Source organism: Candidatus Poriferisodalis sp. (genome assembly GCF_965214215.1).
GTDB lineage: Bacteria > Actinomycetota > Acidimicrobiia > Acidimicrobiales > Poriferisodalaceae > Poriferisodalis.
Genome location: NZ_CBDCBD010000003.1, coordinates 2,241,508 through 2,259,046 on the forward strand (window position 1 = coordinate 2,241,508; position 17,539 = coordinate 2,259,046).

10 protein-coding genes are annotated in these 17,539 nt (G+C 65.2%); 8 read left to right on the plus strand and 2 right to left on the minus strand.

Annotated features, from left to right (window positions below; all coding sequences use genetic code 11):
- The first annotated feature begins 124 nt into the window (after nt 1–124).
- The 8 genes from ACOOF5_RS12575 (at nt 125) to ACOOF5_RS12610 (ending at nt 16,479) form a co-directional block, all read left to right on the plus strand.
- Nucleotides 125–973 (plus strand): segregation and condensation protein A, encoded by an 849-nt coding sequence (locus tag ACOOF5_RS12575; protein ID WP_420439641.1) that lies wholly within the window; start codon nt 125–127, stop codon nt 971–973.
- Nucleotides 970–1,812 carry an SMC-Scp complex subunit ScpB gene (scpB, locus tag ACOOF5_RS12580; protein WP_420439643.1) on the plus strand — a complete coding sequence of 281 codons (843 nt, stop codon included), beginning with the start codon at nt 970–972 and terminating at the stop codon, nt 1,810–1,812. The genes ACOOF5_RS12575 and scpB overlap by 4 nt, the downstream gene beginning before the upstream one ends.
- Nucleotides 1,809–2,579, plus strand: coding sequence for a pseudouridine synthase (locus tag ACOOF5_RS12585; RefSeq protein WP_420439645.1), 771 nt, complete (start codon nt 1,809–1,811; stop codon nt 2,577–2,579). Before scpB ends, ACOOF5_RS12585 begins: the two co-directional genes overlap by 4 nt.
- Nucleotides 2,580–2,761: 182 nt before the next feature.
- Entirely contained in the window at nt 2,762–6,424 is a 3,663-nt protein-coding gene (locus tag ACOOF5_RS12590; RefSeq protein ID WP_420439647.1) for an indolepyruvate ferredoxin oxidoreductase family protein, read from the plus strand.
- A 76-nt stretch (nt 6,425–6,500) separates the two neighbouring features.
- Entirely contained in the window at nt 6,501–7,619 is a 1,119-nt protein-coding gene (locus tag ACOOF5_RS12595; RefSeq protein ID WP_420439649.1) for a prephenate dehydrogenase/arogenate dehydrogenase family protein, read from the plus strand.
- A complete protein-coding gene (gene aroA / locus ACOOF5_RS12600) occupies nt 7,616–9,727 on the plus strand; it encodes a 3-phosphoshikimate 1-carboxyvinyltransferase (protein ID WP_420439651.1) in 2,112 nt (703 codons plus the stop codon). Before ACOOF5_RS12595 ends, aroA begins: the two co-directional genes overlap by 4 nt.
- Nucleotides 9,724–10,419 (plus strand): lysophospholipid acyltransferase family protein, encoded by a 696-nt coding sequence (locus tag ACOOF5_RS12605; protein ID WP_420439653.1) that lies wholly within the window; start codon nt 9,724–9,726, stop codon nt 10,417–10,419. Before aroA ends, ACOOF5_RS12605 begins: the two co-directional genes overlap by 4 nt.
- A 222-nt stretch (nt 10,420–10,641) precedes the next feature.
- Nucleotides 10,642–16,479, plus strand: coding sequence for a PEP/pyruvate-binding domain-containing protein (locus ACOOF5_RS12610; protein ID WP_420439655.1), 5,838 nt, complete (start codon nt 10,642–10,644; stop codon nt 16,477–16,479).
- A gap of 232 nt (nt 16,480–16,711) precedes the next feature.
- Here ACOOF5_RS12610 and ACOOF5_RS12615 read toward each other — a convergent pair whose 3' ends face one another.
- Both ACOOF5_RS12615 and ACOOF5_RS12620 read right to left on the minus strand, forming a co-directional pair.
- Nucleotides 16,712–17,140, minus strand: coding sequence for a type II toxin-antitoxin system VapC family toxin (locus ACOOF5_RS12615; protein ID WP_420439657.1), 429 nt, complete (start codon nt 17,138–17,140; stop codon nt 16,712–16,714).
- A complete protein-coding gene (locus ACOOF5_RS12620; RefSeq protein WP_420439659.1) occupies nt 17,140–17,400 on the minus strand; it encodes a FitA-like ribbon-helix-helix domain-containing protein in 261 nt (86 codons plus the stop codon). The genes ACOOF5_RS12615 and ACOOF5_RS12620 overlap by 1 nt, the downstream gene beginning before the upstream one ends.
- Nucleotides 17,401–17,539: the final 139 nt, after the last annotated feature.

Below are 17,539 nucleotides of genomic sequence, written 5' to 3' on the forward strand. Positions count from 1 at the left end.
GGAACGGTGTTCGCCGACCGCAGAGAATTCGGCGGTCCGGGCCTGCCAACCTCACAAGAGACGTCGCTGGCAATCCGGCAACTATCCCAAGCGGTCACCACATGCCGCGGTACCTTCGGGCCGCGTGACCCACGAGGTGCACACCGAGGCCTTTGCCGGCCCGCTGGATGTGCTGGTGAAACTGGTTGTCTCCCAGGAGGTGGATATCTGGGAGGTGTCGTTGACGCGCCTGGTCGACGACTTCGTCGCCGTCATGGCCGCCATGGACGATGACCACCCCGAACGCGAGCGAGAAACATTGGGGGACGCTGTCGGCCACACCGTCGGCGACGGCAGGATCGACCTCGACGCTGCCAGCGAGTTCGCCCTGCTGGCTGCGACCTTGATCGAGCTGAAATCCCGCCGGCTGCTGCCCGCCCCGCCGGTCGAATTGGATCTGGAGGAGGAACTGGCGGCGTACGGACTGCGAGACACCGCATTTGCACGGCTGGTCGAGGGTCGCACGTTCGGGACAGCCGCGAGCCTGCTGCGTGAGCGCTGGGATGCCGCAGCGCTGCGGTGGCCCCGTAGCGCGGGGCCCCCCGAGTCTTTCCTGGCATTCGCACCGGATCTGCTCACAGGAGCGTCTCGAGATGACCTTGTCGCAGCGATGGAACGGGTGCTTGCGCCGCGGCCGGTACCGCAGGTCGACCTCAGTCACCTGAGGGCCGCCGGCATCACGGTCGACGAGGCGGCTGCAAAGCTCGTCGATCGACTCGCGACCACGGGCGTGGCGACGTTCCGTGAGCTCACCAGTGAGATCACCGAGCGCATTGTGGTGGTGGTGTACTTCTTGGCAGTGCTCGAGCTGTTCGGATCGGGGATTGTCGAGCTGACCCAAGCTGAGCGCTTCGGTGACATCGGTGTGGAATGGATCGGCGAGGGCGTGGCGCTGCCCGCCTCGGCCGGGGGCTATGGGGAAGACGCCGCGTGAACGGCACGCTCCCGCCGTCGGGTGCCGCGCGCAGCTTGAGATTGGTCAGCGACGAGGGTCGTACCGTCGTCGAGCCTCGCGATGCTCCAGCCGAACCGACCGCTGCGCCTCCGGCCCATTCATCGGCCCAGCCACCGGCCCATCCATCGATTCCCGCCAACGAAGGCACGCGCAACGGCGCTTCGCAGACGCGCAACGGCGTCGCAGACATCACCGCGGAATCAGGGGTCGAAGACCCGCGGCTCGACGGGTCACGATCGGTCGATGACAGCGAGCTGTACGCGGCCATCGAGGCGGTGCTGATGGTCGCGACCGAACCGGTGCCCGCTGAGCTGCTGGCAGGGGTGACCGGTGCACCTGTGGCATCCGTCCAGGCGATCTGCAACGAACTCGCTCAGGAGTATGCAAATGCCGAGCGGGGCTTCACCTTGATGCAGGTGGCCGGCGGATACCAGCTCCAGACCGCCGCAGCGGTCGCCGAATTTGTCGAGCGCTTCGTGGGGAGTCGCCGGTCGGCCCGCCTGTCCGCGGCAGCGATGGAGACCCTGGCCGTGGTGGCGTACAAGCAGCCGATCTCGCGAGCGCAGATCAGCGCCATCCGAGGCGTCAACGCCGACGGTGTCGTCCGCACGCTGACAGACCAGGGCTACATCGTCGAGGTCGCGCGCGATCAGGGTCCGGGCAACGCTGCCCTGCTGGGGACGACGTCGGCCTTCCTGGAGCGCTTGAGTCTCGACAGCCTCGACGAACTGCCGTCGTTGGCGGAGCTGCGCGTCGACCCCGATGCGGTGGAGGCCATGGACCGCCTGGCGGCTTCCAAACCCGATGAACTGAAGTGACCCCCGCCGACGGGCCCGACAACGGCGATGCTGCTTCGCCGGACGGCCCACCAGAACATGCCGAACGACTGCACAAGGTCATGGCCCGTGCCGGTGTTGCGAGCCGTCGCACGTGCGAGGAGCTGATCGCCGCGGAGCGCGTCACGGTCAACGGCACGACTGCCCGGATCGGAGATCGCGCAGGCCCGGCTGACCGGATCGAGGTCGACGGTGCGATCGTCACGTGGGACGCGGCGACGGACCACTACCTGGTGAACAAGCCGCGCGGCGTGCTGAGCGCAGCTTCCGATGACCGGGGAAGGCGTTGCGTGACCGATCTGGTCCCCGCAGCAGTGCGCGTCTACCCGGTCGGGCGGCTGGACGCCGACTCTGAAGGGCTGATCATCGTGACCAACGACGGCGAGCTGACGCACCGGCTGACACATCCGTCATGGGGAGTCGCCAAGGAGTACCTAGCTCACGTGGACGGGGTGCCTTCGCGCGGGGCACTGGCACATCTGCGAGCTGGCGTCGAGCTCGACGACGGCCCGACGGCGCCGGCCGTGGTGTCGATGCCGCAGCCGTCGGTGCTGCGCATCGTGATACATGAGGGGCGCAACCGTCAGGTCAGGCGGATGTGCGATGCCGTGGGACATCAGGTGCTGCGTCTGGTGCGCACCAGAATCGGCCCCCTCTCCGATCCCGCCCTGCCCCCCGGCGAGCACCGGCGGCTCACCGACGACGAAATCCGTGAGCTTCACCGCGCCGCGCGGCAGCGCGGCGGTTGATGTCGGCCGCGCGGCGGCACGGCAGCAGATGTCGGCCGCGCAGCAGTGCGCTGCGCCGGCGGCGACCCATGGTGCGTTCGGCGTCTTCGCTGTGCCACAGGCAGCGACCACAATGGAGGTGACGCACGGAGGGCCTCTGGCATGACCGACGCGAATCGCTGCCGGCACACGGGAGCACGAAGATGAGCCTCGCTGAGACATACCAGCTGTCGGGGCGCTACACCGACGACAGCGGCACGACGTTCATGACCGGGCTGCAGGCGCTGGCTCGCCTGCCGATCGAACAGCTGCGGGCCGACCGGCGCGCCGGGTTGCGCACGGCCGCATTCGTTTCGGGCTACCCGGGTTCGCCCCTCGGCGGGTATGACGCCGCGGTCGAGGCGGCCCGCAGCGCAACCGATCTGCCGATCGTCCATTCGCCGGCTGTCAACGAGGAGCAGGCCGCGACCGCTGTCATGGGCAGCCAGCTGGCCACCAGCCGGCCCGATGCCACCTACGACGGCGTGCTCGGGTTGTGGTACGCGAAGGCGCCCGGCGTGGATCGCGCTACCGACGCGCTGCGCCATGCGGTGTTCGCCGGCGCTGATCCTTGCGGCGGCGCAGTCGCCATTGCCGGCGACGACCCTGCCGCCAAGAGCTCGACGATCCCCTCGAGCTCTGCCGGGTCGATGGCTGACCTGCATATTCCCGTGCTCTATCCAGGCACGCCCGCCGAAGCGCTCGACCTCGGTCGTCACGCGATTGCGATGTCTCGGACGACGGGGCTGTGGACCGGTCTCAAGATCGTGGCCGATGTGGCAGACGGCGCCGCGACGGTGCTGTTGGATCCCGACAGGTTCGACCCGGTCATCCCGCTGGTCGACGGCGAGGTGTACCGCCACCGGCCCGACGGCTACCTCCTCACGCCCCACACGGTCGACATCGAGCGCGAGATAGTCGAAATCCGCTACGAGCTGGCGATCGCGTATGCGGCGGCCAACCACCTGAACGACGCCACCGTCGACCCGCCCGATGCCTGGATTGCGGTCGTGGCGTCGGGCATTACCTACCGCGAGGTTCGCGAGGCGCTGCGGCGTCTGGGCCTCGGCAGCGACGAGTCGATTCGAGACGCCGGTGTGCGGCTCGTGCGGATGGGCATGCCCATCCCGTTTAGCGCCGAACGGGCCCGCCACTTCGCTCGCGGCGTCACGGAGATCTTCGTGATCGAGGAGAAGAGCCCCAACATCGAATCGCTGCTCAAGGACTCCCTGTACAACCAGTCGCACCATCCCCGCATCGTCGGCAAGACCGACGAGAACGACCGGTCGCTGCTCGCCTCGTTCGGCGCGCTGACCGCTGACGACTTCATCGAGCCGTTGCGCAGGCGACTGGAGGTTCGCATCGGTGACCGGCTGGTGCCCGCCCGCCCCGAACGCGTGCGCATCGAGCTGCCGTTGGCGCTGCCGCCCGAACAGAGCCGCTCGCCGTATTTCTGTTCCGGTTGCCCGCACAATCGTTCTACCGAGGTGCCCGACGGCGCGGTGGTCGGTGCCGGCATCGGCTGCCACACCATGGCGCTGTTCATGGATCCTGAGCGAGTCGGCGACATCGTGAGCGTGACGTGCATGGGACAGGAGGGCACGCAGTGGATCGGTATGTCGCCCTTCGTGGAGACCCAGCACATCTTCCAGAACCTGGGCGACGGCACCTACTTCCACAGCGGGCAGCTGGCGATCGCCGGCGCCGTGGCCTCGGGCGCCAACATCACGTACAAGCTCCTGTGGAACCGAGCCGTCGCGATGACGGGCGGGCAGGATCCCGCCGGTCAGCTCGAGGTGCCCGAGGTGGCAGCCGCGCTGCTCGCAGGCGGCGTAGCCAAGGTGCTCATCACCACTGATGACCCCGCCGCATACCGGGGCCGTGCCCTGCGGGCGGGCGTCGAGGTGTGGCACCGAGATCGTCTCAACGAGGCCCAGGAGATGCTCGCCGACATCGACGGCGTCACGGTGCTGATCCACGATCAGCAGTGCGCGGCCGAGGCGCGGCGAGCCCGCAAGCGCGGCACCCAGCCCACGCCGACTCAGCGAGTGGTGATCAACGAGCGAATCTGCGAGGGCTGCGGCGACTGCGGCGCCAAGAGCAATTGCCTGTCGGTGCAGCCCGTCGACACGTTCTTCGGCCGCAAGACCCGCATCGACCAGACGTCATGCAACTTGGACTACTCGTGTCTGGACGGCGACTGCCCGTCGTTCATGACGGTCAGCGAGCCCGGGCCGTTGCGCACCGCAGCGCACAAGATGCTGGTGCCGCTGCGACGCACCCGCACGCCTGCCGCCAGTGATGGATCGGACGATGTGGTCAGGCCCGAGCCGCCTGGCGAGCTTGCCGATCCGGTGCCGCTGGTGGGTCCCGATGAGGTGTCGGTGCGCATGTGCGGGATCGGCGGGACCGGCGTCGTGACGGTGAACCAGGTGCTCGGCACCGCGGCGATGTTCGACGGCTTCGAGGTGCGAGGTCTCGACCAGATCGGGCTGTCGCAAAAGGCGGGAACGGTCGTGGGTGATCTGCGGCTGAGGCGGATCGGCGGGCCGGCAACGGCACGCCTCGGCAGCGGCCAAGCCGATGTCATCGTGGCCTTCGATCTGCTCGTCGCGGCATCGGCGGCGGGCCTCGATGTCGCCGACCCCAACCGGACGATGGTCGTCGGTTCGACGTCGCCGACGCCGACAGGCGCCATGGTTGCCGATCCGGGCATCGACATGCCGGCGACCCAGGATCTGCTCGACCGGGTGGCGGCCGTCACCGTCGAAGGCAGCCGGCACTGGGCCGATGTCGCTTCGCTCGTGACGGCGCTGTGCGGCTCTGCGGTGAGCGCGAACATCTTCGTGGTCGGCATGGCCGTCCAGGCGGGTGCATTGCCGATCACACCGGCCAGCGTGGAGTCCGCCATCGAGCTGAACGGCGTGGCAGTTGCGCAGAACATCGTTGCGTTTCGTTGGGGCAGGGCGATGATCTGTGATCCTGCGATGGTGACGGCCGCGGCGGAACAGCACACGGCCGCTGCAGCAGACCGCGGTGCCTCCGACTCCGCTGGGGCCGATGCGCGCAGTGTCGGTGAGTCGGGGCCGTCGAGCGCACTGTCAGGGCGCTTGGCGTCGCGCATCGACGAGATGGTGGACGGGTTGGCCAGCGGGGGATCAACGGGGGACCTCGACGGGCTCCGTGCGGGACTGCGCCGGTACGTCAGCGAGCTGCGCGCCTACCAGTCAGACCGGCTGGCAGCGCAGTTCCTCGACGCGGTCGAACGCGTGGCGCATGCGGACCAAGCCGCCGGAGACGGGACTGTGCGGTTGACCGCAACCGCCGCGGCGGGGCACTTCAAGCTCATGGCCTACAAGGATGAGTACGAGGTCGCCCGACTCATGTGCGATACCGAAGCGAATACAGCGGCGACCGACGTGGCGGCATCCGTCGGAGGCACGGTGTCATGGAATCTGCACCCGCCGCTGCTGCGGGCGCTGGGGCGTACCGGCAAGATCCGATTCTCGACATCGTGGCGACCCCTCTTCGCACTGCTGGCGCGTGGCAAGCGCCTGCGAGGTCGCTGGTGCGATCCGTTCGGCCACACCGAAATCCGCCGGACCGAGCGGTCGCTGCCAGGCGAGTACGGGGAGGCTCTCGAAGCGGCGCTCGAGGCGCTCGAGCGGGACGCAGGCGCGGCGCGCTATGAGCAGGCGGTCGCCGTCGCCGGGCTCGCTGAGCTGGTGCGCGGCTACGAAGAAGTGAAGATGGCCACGGTGGCAACGTTCCGGGCCGAACTCGCTGAACACGTCGGCGAGCTGGCGCCGCGTGACGCAGTGACCTGATTGGGCGATCGCTGCCCGCAGAATCTCACCTGATCCACGCTGGGGGACATTTGGAGCCATCGGTACCCTTCGGTGCGTGGCCTCGAGTCCTGCCGAAACAACGCGGCTGCGGTCGCACGCCGACTCGTCGCCCAGACGCGCCCAAGTCGTGGGCACGGGCTTGATCGGCGGATCCGTCGCAGCCGCACTGCGCAAGTCGGGATGGCACGTGACCGGGCGCGATGCCGTCGGCGACTACGCACAGCGAGCACTCGAGCTCGGCTGCCTTGACGCCGTCGGCACGGATCCCGACGCGACGTTCTGCGTCGTGGCGGTGCCTGCGGCTCTGCTGGCCGATCAGGTTGCGGCTGCACTCGCCGACACGGCAGCCGTGGGCGCCGTGGTGACCGATACGGGCAGCGTCAAGACGCCCGTCGCCCGAGCAATCGCCGACCCTCGCTATGTGCCGGGTCATCCGATGGCCGGCTCGGAACAGGAAGGCATCGAGGGCGCGAACCCGGACATGTTCGCCGGCGCTGTATGGGCGCTGACGCCGAACGAGACCACTGACGACGATGCGCTGCGGTCCTGCCAGGCAGTGCTGGCAGGGTTCGGATCCGATGTGGTGACGATGACGCCCGAACGTCACGACGCCCTCGTTGCGGTGGTCAGCCATGTGCCGCACCTCGCTGCCGCATCGCTGATGTGCCTGGCCGACGATCGAGCCCTCGACGACGCACCGCTGCTTCGCCTCGCCGCCGGCGGATTCCGGGACATGACCCGGATCGCGGCCGGCCATCCGGGCATCTGGCTGGACATCTGCGGCGAGAACCGTGACGCCATTGTGAACGTGCTCGACGAGCTGGCCGAGCGAATGGCGCGGATGCGAGATGTCGTCGCTGAGGCAGACCGAGACGGACTGCGCGCGGTGCTCACCCAGGCGCGGCGTGCGCGCACCAACCTGCCGTCCCGCTACGTGCGACCCCAGGAGATGCTCGAGGTGCGGGTGCCGATCCCTGACCGCAAGGGCCAGATCGCAGCCATCACCATGCTCGCCGCGGATTGTGACGTGAACGTGGCCGACATCGAGGTGGCCCACTCGCCCGAAGGTGCCGAAGGTGTGCTGGTGCTCGTGGTGGCGCGCAGCGAGGCCCAGCGCTTCCTGGCGGCTCTGGCCGGGCAGGGCTATCACCCCACGACGCGCGATCTGGCATGAGCGCCGGGCGAGTGATCGGGGTCATCGACCCTTTCACCAACGGCGCGTCGGGCACCGCGTTGTTGCCGGGTTCCAAGAGCATCACCAACAGGGCCGTGCTGTGTGCAGCCTTGGCCGAAGGGCGCAGCACGCTTGACGGCGTCCTGTTCGCGGACGACACCGAGGCGATGATCGAGGCGGTGAGCGCCCTCGGCGCGGTGGTGCGGGTCAACCGCGGCAAGCGCCGGCTCGTCATCGACGGCATCGGCGGCCGGCGCTCGGGGTCCCATGACGCCGCGCGGCGTGTCGCGGACGAGCCAGTCATAGTGCACGCGCGGTCATCGGGCACGACAGCCCGCTTCATCCTGCCCGTCGTAGCAGCCCTCGGCGGTCGGTGGCTGCTCGACGGTGACCCCCAGTTGCGTGCGCGCCCGCTGAGCGATCTGCTTGCGGCGCAGCGCTCACTGGGTGTGCAGGTGCGCGAGCTCGGCGAGCACGGCTGCCTGCCGATCGAAGTGATCTCTGATGGCGTCGATGACGCAGAGCTGCTGCGCCATGTGCGGATCCGAGCCGATACATCCAGTCAGTTCGCCACCGGGCTGCTGCTCGCGGGACCGCTGCGAGGCGGCGTCCACGTGGAGATCGACCCTGCGTTCGACACCGTGAGCCGGCCGTACATCGACATGACGGTGGCGGTCATGGAGGCGTTCGGCGCCGACATCGTCGTGCCCAGTGCCGATCGTTTCGTGGTGCCCGGAGGCGGCTATCGCTCGACGCTGTATCCGATCGAGCCGGATGCCTCGGCCGCGAGCTACGCCTGGGCAGCAGCGGCGTTATGCGGTGGCGAGGTGCGAGTGGAGGGGCTTGGCAGCAACAGCCTCCAAGGCGACGTGCGCTTCGCCGAGGTCCTCGGCGAGATGGGCGCGGACGTCACGGTCAGCGACGAAGCCATTGCCGTAGGCGCGCCGCCGAGCGGGACGCTGCGAGGAGGCTCGTTCGACCTGCGTGACTTCTCCGACACGGCGCAGACGCTGGCGGCGGTGGCGGCGTTCGCCGAGGGCACCACCTGTATCGAGGGCATCGGCTTCATCCGCCGCAAGGAGACAGACCGCATCGCCAATACGGCGGCCGAGCTCGCGAAGCGCGGCATCGATGCCGTTGCCGAACCCGATGGCATCACCATCCGCCCGAACCCCTTCGCGCTCCGGGCGGGCCTGGTGGACTGTCATGGCGATCACCGCATGGCGATGGCGATGTCGCTCGTAGGTTTGCGGGTGGCCGGGATCGACATCGACGATCCAGATTGCGTCGCCAAGACGTTTCCCGACTTCTTCGATGCACTTGAATCACTCAGGGCTTCGCCGGATTCGCTCTCGGGGCCGACCGAGCCCGCCGGTCCGGTCATCGCCATCGACGGTCCAGCAGCGTCGGGAAAGTCCAGCGTGGCTCGTGCTGTGGCGGCAGAGCTCGGCATGGATTATCTCGACACGGGGGCGATGTACCGGGCCGTGGCGTGGGCCACCCGCCAAGCTGGAGTCGATCTCGGTGATCTGGCGGCGGTAGCGAAGATCGCACGCACCACCGAGATCGAGATCTCCGCTGTGGGCGGCGCCCAGCGGGTCACCGTCAACGGCGACGATGCCACGGCGGCAATCCGCAGTGCAGAGGTGGATCGCAGCGTCAGCGTGGTTGCGGCCAACCCGCAGGTGCGGCGGGTGCTGACCCGCCGCCAGCGCGATTGGGCGAATCGTGTCGGCGGGGGAGTGATGGAGGGGCGCGACATCGGCAGCGTGGTGTTCCCCGACGCCGTGCTCAAGGTGTTCCTCACCGCCGCTGCGGCCGAGCGGGCCCGCCGCCGACTGGCCCAGCAGACGGCTGCCGCAGGCAGCGCGGATGGCACGAATCCCGATGACGAAGCGGTAGTCGCCAAGCTGGCCGCGGAGTTGAGCGCGCGGGATCAGCTCGACGCGGGCCGGGCCGACTCGCCGCTGCGAGTGGCACCCGGAGCGGTCATTGTCGACACGAGCGAGCTGTCTCAAGATGAGGCAGTCGAAACCATCACGGAGTTGTACCGCTTCGCAACCGAGCCCCAGGGTCCCACTGGTGCGAGTCTGGGCGGGTGCCGATGAGCGGGCCCGACGGATCCGAGATCGATCTGCGCGACGGGCCGCTCAATATGGCCGTCTACAAGATCATGAAGTACGCGATCTGGGGGGTGTTCCGGGCATGGAACCGCATCTCGGTCGATGGACTGGCGAACCTGCCCGATGGTCCGTGCGTGTGGGTGCCCAACCATCGCAGCTATATCGACACGCCGATCCATGCTGCAATCCCGGCGCAGATGCGGGTGATGGGCAAGGAGTCGATGTGGAAGTACCGCTTGTCGGCTTGGCTGTTCACGACGATCGGTTGTTTCCCGGTGAATCGCGACGCTCCAGACCGGACTGCGCTGCGGATCGCACTCGAAGCTTTGCGCTACGGCAGCTGTCCGGTCGTGATGTTCGGAGAGGGCGAACGCAAGGATGGCCCGCGGGTCCTGCCGCTCATGGACGGGCCGGCGTACCTGGCGGCTCGGGCACAGGTCCCGATCGTGCCCGTAGGCATCGGCGGCACTGCCGCGGCCATGCCGCGTGGCGCAAAGTTCATGTACCCGCGGCGAATCAAGTTCATCATCGGCGAGCCGATGGACCCGCCGCCGCTCGGACCGACCGGGCGGGTGTCCCGCCGGGCAGTGAGCGAACTCACCGAGGAGCTGCGCGAGCGCATCCAGGAGCTGTTCGACCAGGCCCAAGCCGACGTCGGCACGCCCAACGTGCGTTGAGCGACCCGCGTAGCGTGTCGGGATGCTCCCGACAAGAGTTGCCGCAGGCGTCAGCACACCAAGGGCCTTTCAGATAGCGCGAACTAGCGCTTACACTGCCGCGACGTCGATCCCCCCCCCCCCTACACGGGGCTTGCTGTGACCCCGAAGCGACTAAGGCCGACTTGGCCTTGGCGCTCCGCGTACCGACCCGAGCCTGCTTCCGACGCCGGGCGACCCAAGGTGTTTGCCCGCAACTCCCGGCGCGAATTTCTGCTCGGCGTGCTCTGCTTGACGTTGTTCCTGGGTGTCGCGGCCTTGCTGTCGCCCGCTGGCGCCGGAGCGCAGTCGCCTGGGCCGTGCCAAGCTGGCTGGGTTAAGCCGACGTCAACCGTGATAGCGGTCACTTCGGTGCCGATCACGGTGTCTTCGACGGAAGACGATTACTTCGTGCTGTACAGGAAGCATCAGCGTGGGCCGTACACGGTGGTGAACGTTCCAGTGTTGGTCAAGCGGGGCGAGTCCGGGACCACCTTGCTATCGGAGAGTCTGTCTTCCTTGGGTGCCGATCAGTATCGGGTTGAGAAATACCTCGTCGCGAACCCGGCAGATGTGGACGGCGACTGTGTTGACGACATCACCGAACTCGACAATTTCGGCTACCGCAACCCGATGAATGAAGCCATGCCCTTCCCCGCAGAAGACGGGTCCGTCGCGCTCGAAGACCACGCGGCGTTCGAGGCGCTCTCGTATCAGGTCCAGTCGAATGTTCTTGATGAGTCGCTGAACAACTTGGAGTACGTCAAATTCACGATCCTCGACGTCGATACTGCCAGCCCGAAACTTTGGTTCCAGGACACTAACCGCCATCGCTTACATTGGAGCACCGTTCAGTTTCGCCAAGCAGGATTTGTCGACTTCGTGCATTGCTGTTGGCAAGGACATGCCGGCGGTACTCTCATCTACCATCCCAATATTGTTGCCCCGGATGGTTCATTAGGAGTCTATCGTTGGCAGTGGAGTCGTACATCTACAGATTTTCGTGAGGTATCAATTGTACACGAGACCCTAGCCGCGGCGATGCCGTTTCTCAATGACAATCTGGCCTATTACCCATTCGCTAGCAACGATACCGAAAGCAAGTACGAGCTGCAGAAGTCGTCGTTCGACGCCTCCAGAGTTAATGTTTTGTTGGAGAGCGACATTCTACCTGATGTCGAGTATATGGCGTACAACAAGGCTGAGGGCTATGGGTTGTTGGGCGTTTTCAAGCCGGACGAGTCGCCGGGTCCTCGTGATGTCGCCATCTTAAGTGTGCTACCGAACGATCTGCCGCGGGCGGCGGGAGTGATCACGACGGTGCCGCAGACGCCGTTGTCGCATGTGAATTTGCGGGCGATCCAGAACGGGGTGCCGAATGCGTTCATACGCGACGCGCTCACCGACGAGGCGGTGACTGATCTGGTGGGCAGATACGTGCATTACCGCGCGACCGCGAACGGTTACATGTTACGGGCCGCGACAAAATCAGAGGTCGATGATCACCATGCCGCGTCGCGTCCGAAGCAGACACAGACGCTGCAGCGCAACTTGACGAAGACCTCCATCACCTCGCTTTCCGGCGTCAGCTTCGCCGACTGGACCGCATTCGGCGTCAAGGCGGCGAACGTCGCAGAGCTCAGCAGGCTCACGTCGTTGGCCGCCGGCGTCGCGCCGGACGGGTACGCCGTCCCCTTCTACTTCTACGACGAGTTCATGAAGCAGGCAGCGGTCAGCAAAGAAACAATCTTAGGCAAGAAGAAGGCTCCGGCGGACGAAAAGATCACGCTGCCGATCGGAACGACACTAGATTCAGCAGTCACGCAGATGCTGGCCCACTCGAAGTTCCAGACTGACGCTGACATCCAGGAGGAGATGCTGGACGACTTGCGCAAGGCGATCAAGAATGCCACCTCCCCTGCCTGGATCATTACCGCGCTGACAACGATGCACAACTCGTACCCTACGGGTACGTCACTGCGCTACAGGTCAAGCACAAACAACGAAGATCTCTCCGACTTCAACGGCGCGGGCCTGTACGACTCCAAGACCCAGGACCCTGACGAAACCAGCGCAGATGGCATCGACAAATCGATTAAGGCGGTTTGGGCAAGCTTGTGGAACCACCGCGCCTTCCTGGAACGTGACTTTCATCGAGTCGACCACACGACGGTGGCGATGGGTGTTCTCGTCCATCCCAACTACTCCGATGAGAAGGTGAACGGCGTCGCGGTCAGCTTCGACCCCGTCACCGGTCGCGATGGCTACTACTACGTAAACACGCAGCTCGGCGAAGACCTGGTGACCAATCCTGAGGCTCTTTCGTTGCCCGAGGAGCTGTTGTTGGACCTTGCAGGGGCGCCCACTGTGTTGGCCAGGTCGAATCTCGCTCCTGCGAACCAGCTGCTGATGACCAAAGCTCAAATGATTTACCTTCGCTACAGTCTCAAAGCAATTCATGACCGCTTCAACACGTTGTACAGCCCCGTCCAAGGTGAAGACTTTGCTGTGGAGATCGAGTTCAAGATCACCGCGCAGAACAAGCTCGCCATCAAACAGGCCCGCCCCTGGGTGTTCAGCCAACCGCTGTCAGCGTGCGTGCCCCAGCTGCCAACCGATGCTGTCACCGTGGACGAGGTCAAAGGCTGGCGCGACGCTCACAACGACCCAGACCATGTGCGGCGTTGGAACCGCGTGCTCGCAGCCCTCGGCGTCGATACCGGCGAGACCAAGCTGACCGCAGCGGAATCGAAAATGCTCGAGACCCTTTTCACCGAGGGCCGCTGGGAACGCACCACCCGCACCCTTGCGGCAATCGAAATCTGCCACCCCAGCACCGCAACAACAACTCCCGTGATCAGCATCGTCGCGGGCGGCGATGTGACCGAGGGTGGCGATACTGAGTTCACGATGACGGCTAGCCCGGTGCCTGCGGCCGACCTGAACGTCACGGTGGCGGTTGCTCAAAGTGGAGATTTCGGAGCGACGACTGGTGTGCGGACGGTCACGATGCCGCCGAGTGGGAGTTACACGCTGACCGTTGCCACCAGCGACGACAGCTCGGACGAAGCCGATGGGTCGGTGACTGCAACGCTGAACAGCGGCAGCGGCTACACGGTGTCGGAGGCGGCGGGCTCGGCGACGGTGGCTGTGTCTGATGATGACCTGGCGCCGGTGGATGTGTGTGTGACGGCGCTGTCCGGCGACGGGAGCGTCACGGGGGAGTGGACGGGCGAGTGTGATTCGGTCGGTCGCTCAGGCCGCTATGCCCGATTCTTCACTTTTTCTTTGGACAATCAGACAGTGGTGAGGATCGATCTGGAGTCGTCGTGGGACACGTACATGTTCTTGCGCAGCGGAGCGGGCCGCGACGGCCAAGAGCTGCATCAGGATGATGACGGCGGCAATGGAAGAAACTCGCAGATCTCGTATTCGCTGGCTGCGGGCGATTACACGATTGAGGCGACGACGTATGGGCGTGAGAAGACAGGTGCGTTCACGCTAAGCGTTGTCGGCCTCCCGGATCAGGCACCTCCTGTTACGGAGCCTGAGATCAATATTGCCGCCGGCGCCGACATCACCGAGGGCGGCAGCGCCACATTCACCATCACCGCAACGCCCAATCCCACGGCGGACCTAGATGTGACGGTGGAAGTGTCGCAAAGCGGCGATTACGCCTCAACGGGTGCGCAGACAGTCACCATCCCAACCATGGGAAGCCAAACACTGACCGTCACGACGACCAATGATTCTACCGACGAAGCCGACGGCTCCGTCACGGCGACGGTTAGCACCGGTACCGGCTACACAGTCTCGTCATCTGCCAGCGCGGCCACCGTCGCCGTCTTCGACGACGACGCGCCGAGCCTGCCTGAAGTCAGCATCGACGCCGGCGCCGACATCACCGAGGGCGGCAACGCGACGTTCACCGTCACCGCGACTCCCGCGCCGAGCACACAGCTCACTGTCAACTACACGGTCAGCCAAAGCGGCAACTTCGGCGTCAGCGTGACCACAGGTAGTGTCAACATCTACAGCGGCGGCTCCAGCGCCATCACAATCACGACGACGAACGATGATACTAGTGAAGCCGACGGCTCAGTATCAGTCACCCTCATCACCAGTCAGAACTACACGGTGTCAACCAGCGCAGGCTCGGCGACAATGGCGGCGTCGGATGACGATAGTAGTCAGCTCCCGCCACAGTCGGTCATTGATTCATGTGTCTCTCACAGTGTGCTCACAACTGTGCGTCGGTACTATGATGTCAACAAAGACCGTGCGCCGAACTACGGCCGTAACTGGAAGCGTGTGCTGGTCACGTTCCGCAACGTCGAGGACTCGCAGCTCACACCGTTCACCGCTGCCGAAGCACTCGCGGGTGAGCAACAGTGGTTCGGCTGGAGGCCCATCCGAGAAGCCCTGGAGTGTATCGAAGCTGCAACAAATCCCCCACCGCCCACCGTGCCAGCAATCAGCATCGCTGCTGATACTGACGTTACCGAGGGTAGCGACGCCACGTTCACCGTTACCGCAGCGCCGGCACCGTCGGCCGATCTCGATGTCACAGTCGAAGTCTCGCAAAGCGGTGACTACGTCACAACCGGATCTCGCACGGTCACAATCCCGTCTTCAGGCAGTAAGACTTTCACGGTAACAACGACGGACGACAGCGACGACGAGCCCGATGGTTCCGTCACCGCGACTATCAGTAGTGTCGATGGCTATACGGTATCGAGCAGCGCAGGAGCGGCAACCGTCGCAATCGCGGACAACGATACTTGTACGCCGACGCTCCCCTCAGACGCCGTCACGATCGCCGAGATCACCGGGTGGCGCGATGGCCTTGATCCCACCAGGGCGGCCGCGGGCATCAAGCGCTTCAACCGCGTTTTGTCCACACTGGGCGTGGGTACCGGCGAAACACCGATGACTGTTCAGCAGGCGAAGGCTGTTTCCAACTGGCTCAAGAACACCCGCTGGGATCGAATTGCCCGCACGCTAGCGGCCATGGAGTCATCCCAATGCGACACGACACCGTCGACGGAGTCGGTGATTACGATCACGGCAGGTAACAACATCACCGAAGGTGGCGACGCCACCTTCGTCGTCACTGCGACTCCCGCTCCTACCACCGCGCTCACTGTTGATCTGACTGTCTCCCAGAGTGGCAGCTTCGGAGCAACAACCGGCACAGACACTGTGACAATCACAACGTCAGGCAGTGCCACATTCACAGTCAGTACGATCAACGACAGCACCGACGAACCCAACGGTTCGGTTACAGCGACCCTCTTGACAGGCACCGGTTACACCGTTTCCGGGACCAGTAACGCAGCGACGGTTGCAGTGTCGGACGACGACGAACCACTGCCGGCGATGCCGACCATTAGCATTGCCGCCGGCTCAAGGATCACCGAGGGCAGCGACGCCGCGTTCACAGTCACAGCGAGTCCCGCCCCTACCGCGGCGCTGACTGTCAACGTGACAATCTCGCAGAGTGGGAACTTCGGTGCGATGACCGGCTCTCGGACCGTAACTGTTCCGACCTCTGGCAGCCTCATCTTCACGGTCAGTACCTTCAACGACAATACCGATGAATCCAACGGGTCCGTCACGGCGACTGTCACAACAGGTACGGGGTACACCGTGTCGCAGTCCGCTGGTTTGGCGACGGTCGCGGTCTCTGATAACGACGATCCACAGCCTGTGAATCTACCTACTGTGTCGATCTCTGATGGGCAGGATTACGAGGACTATCTGCTGATCGAGTTCTATCTTGAACTCAGCCATGCGAGCAGTGTCCCGGTGACGGTGACGATTGAGATGGAAGAGGGGACGGCGACCTACGGGGGCGACTTCTTGGGCATTGACAGGACCCACACCATCGCGCCCGGCCAGACCCGCATCACGTTGTATGTGCCGCTGCGGACCGACCTGTGGCCTGAAAGCGACGAGACGTTCGCCATCAAGCTGACGTCGGCTACCGGCGCGACCATTGCAGACGACACCGGCAACGGCATCATTATCAACGACGATTGACCGCAAATCGCCGGGCACCTTCACAGTGAACCTGAGCGATGCCTCTGCGAGCAAGGGAGCCCAAGGCTTAGGGTCGGCCGTAGAATAACGCGCGTGGTGTAGTGCAGAACAACCGGTCATCATGACCGATCACTCGCAACCATCGGTGGAGTTCGCCGACCCTCAGACCACGCCGCTTACACAAACTTCTCGACGGACCCATGACCGGAGGATGATCAAGAAGACTTCGCGATCACCGCGTTTCTGCGTAACCGGCCAGCGTCAGGATGGACTCGCCGTGTTCGGTCAGCGTCACGGCATTCGCGAAACGACGGTCCGCCGTCAGCATGACCGCGCCGATGCGATGGGCCAGCGCGAGATACATGCAATCGTAAATTGGATGGTCGAGCGCCAGCGCCAGACGCATCGCGTAGGCGGCGACAAACTCGTCGGCGCCCCAGTGCACCGGCATGTCCGGCACATCTGCCAAGAGGATGCCCGCAGCGCGACGCTCAATCTCGCCCATCCGCGCCTTGCGCCAGATCGCATTGGCGACCTCGGAAGCCATCAGACGTGGAGCGTGGAGGTCGTGGCCGCTCGTCGCCAGTTCTTCCGCAACTTCGGAATCGTCCTCGGCGACCAGCCACTTGACCGCCACGCTCGCATCGACGACGAAGCGCATCAGAAGTCGTCGCGATGGCCGTGGTCGCGATCCTCGCGGATCAGCACTTCCGCCGGGGTGTGCTTGCGCCCTTCGGTCAGGGGACGCAGCCGCTTCATGGTTTCCCGGAAAGCGGCGCGCTTCGCTGCCATGTCGTCGTCGGCCGCGCATTGCAGGATGTGGCGCGCTTCGCCCTCCAGGGAGCGGTTATTCCGCGCTGCACGCTGCTTGAGGCGGTCCACTACATCGTCGTCGAGCCGCCGCACATTGATCGTCACCATGGTTTCGCCCCTCAGCCAGCCGTTATCAATTTGATATCAGGCTACCGCGGGACAGGCAGGTCCCTGCTGAGCCGGCAGGCGAAGCGGTTTAGCGTGGGTACCCTCGCTCGTCATGTGGTTTCGGGGTCGTGACGTTTCT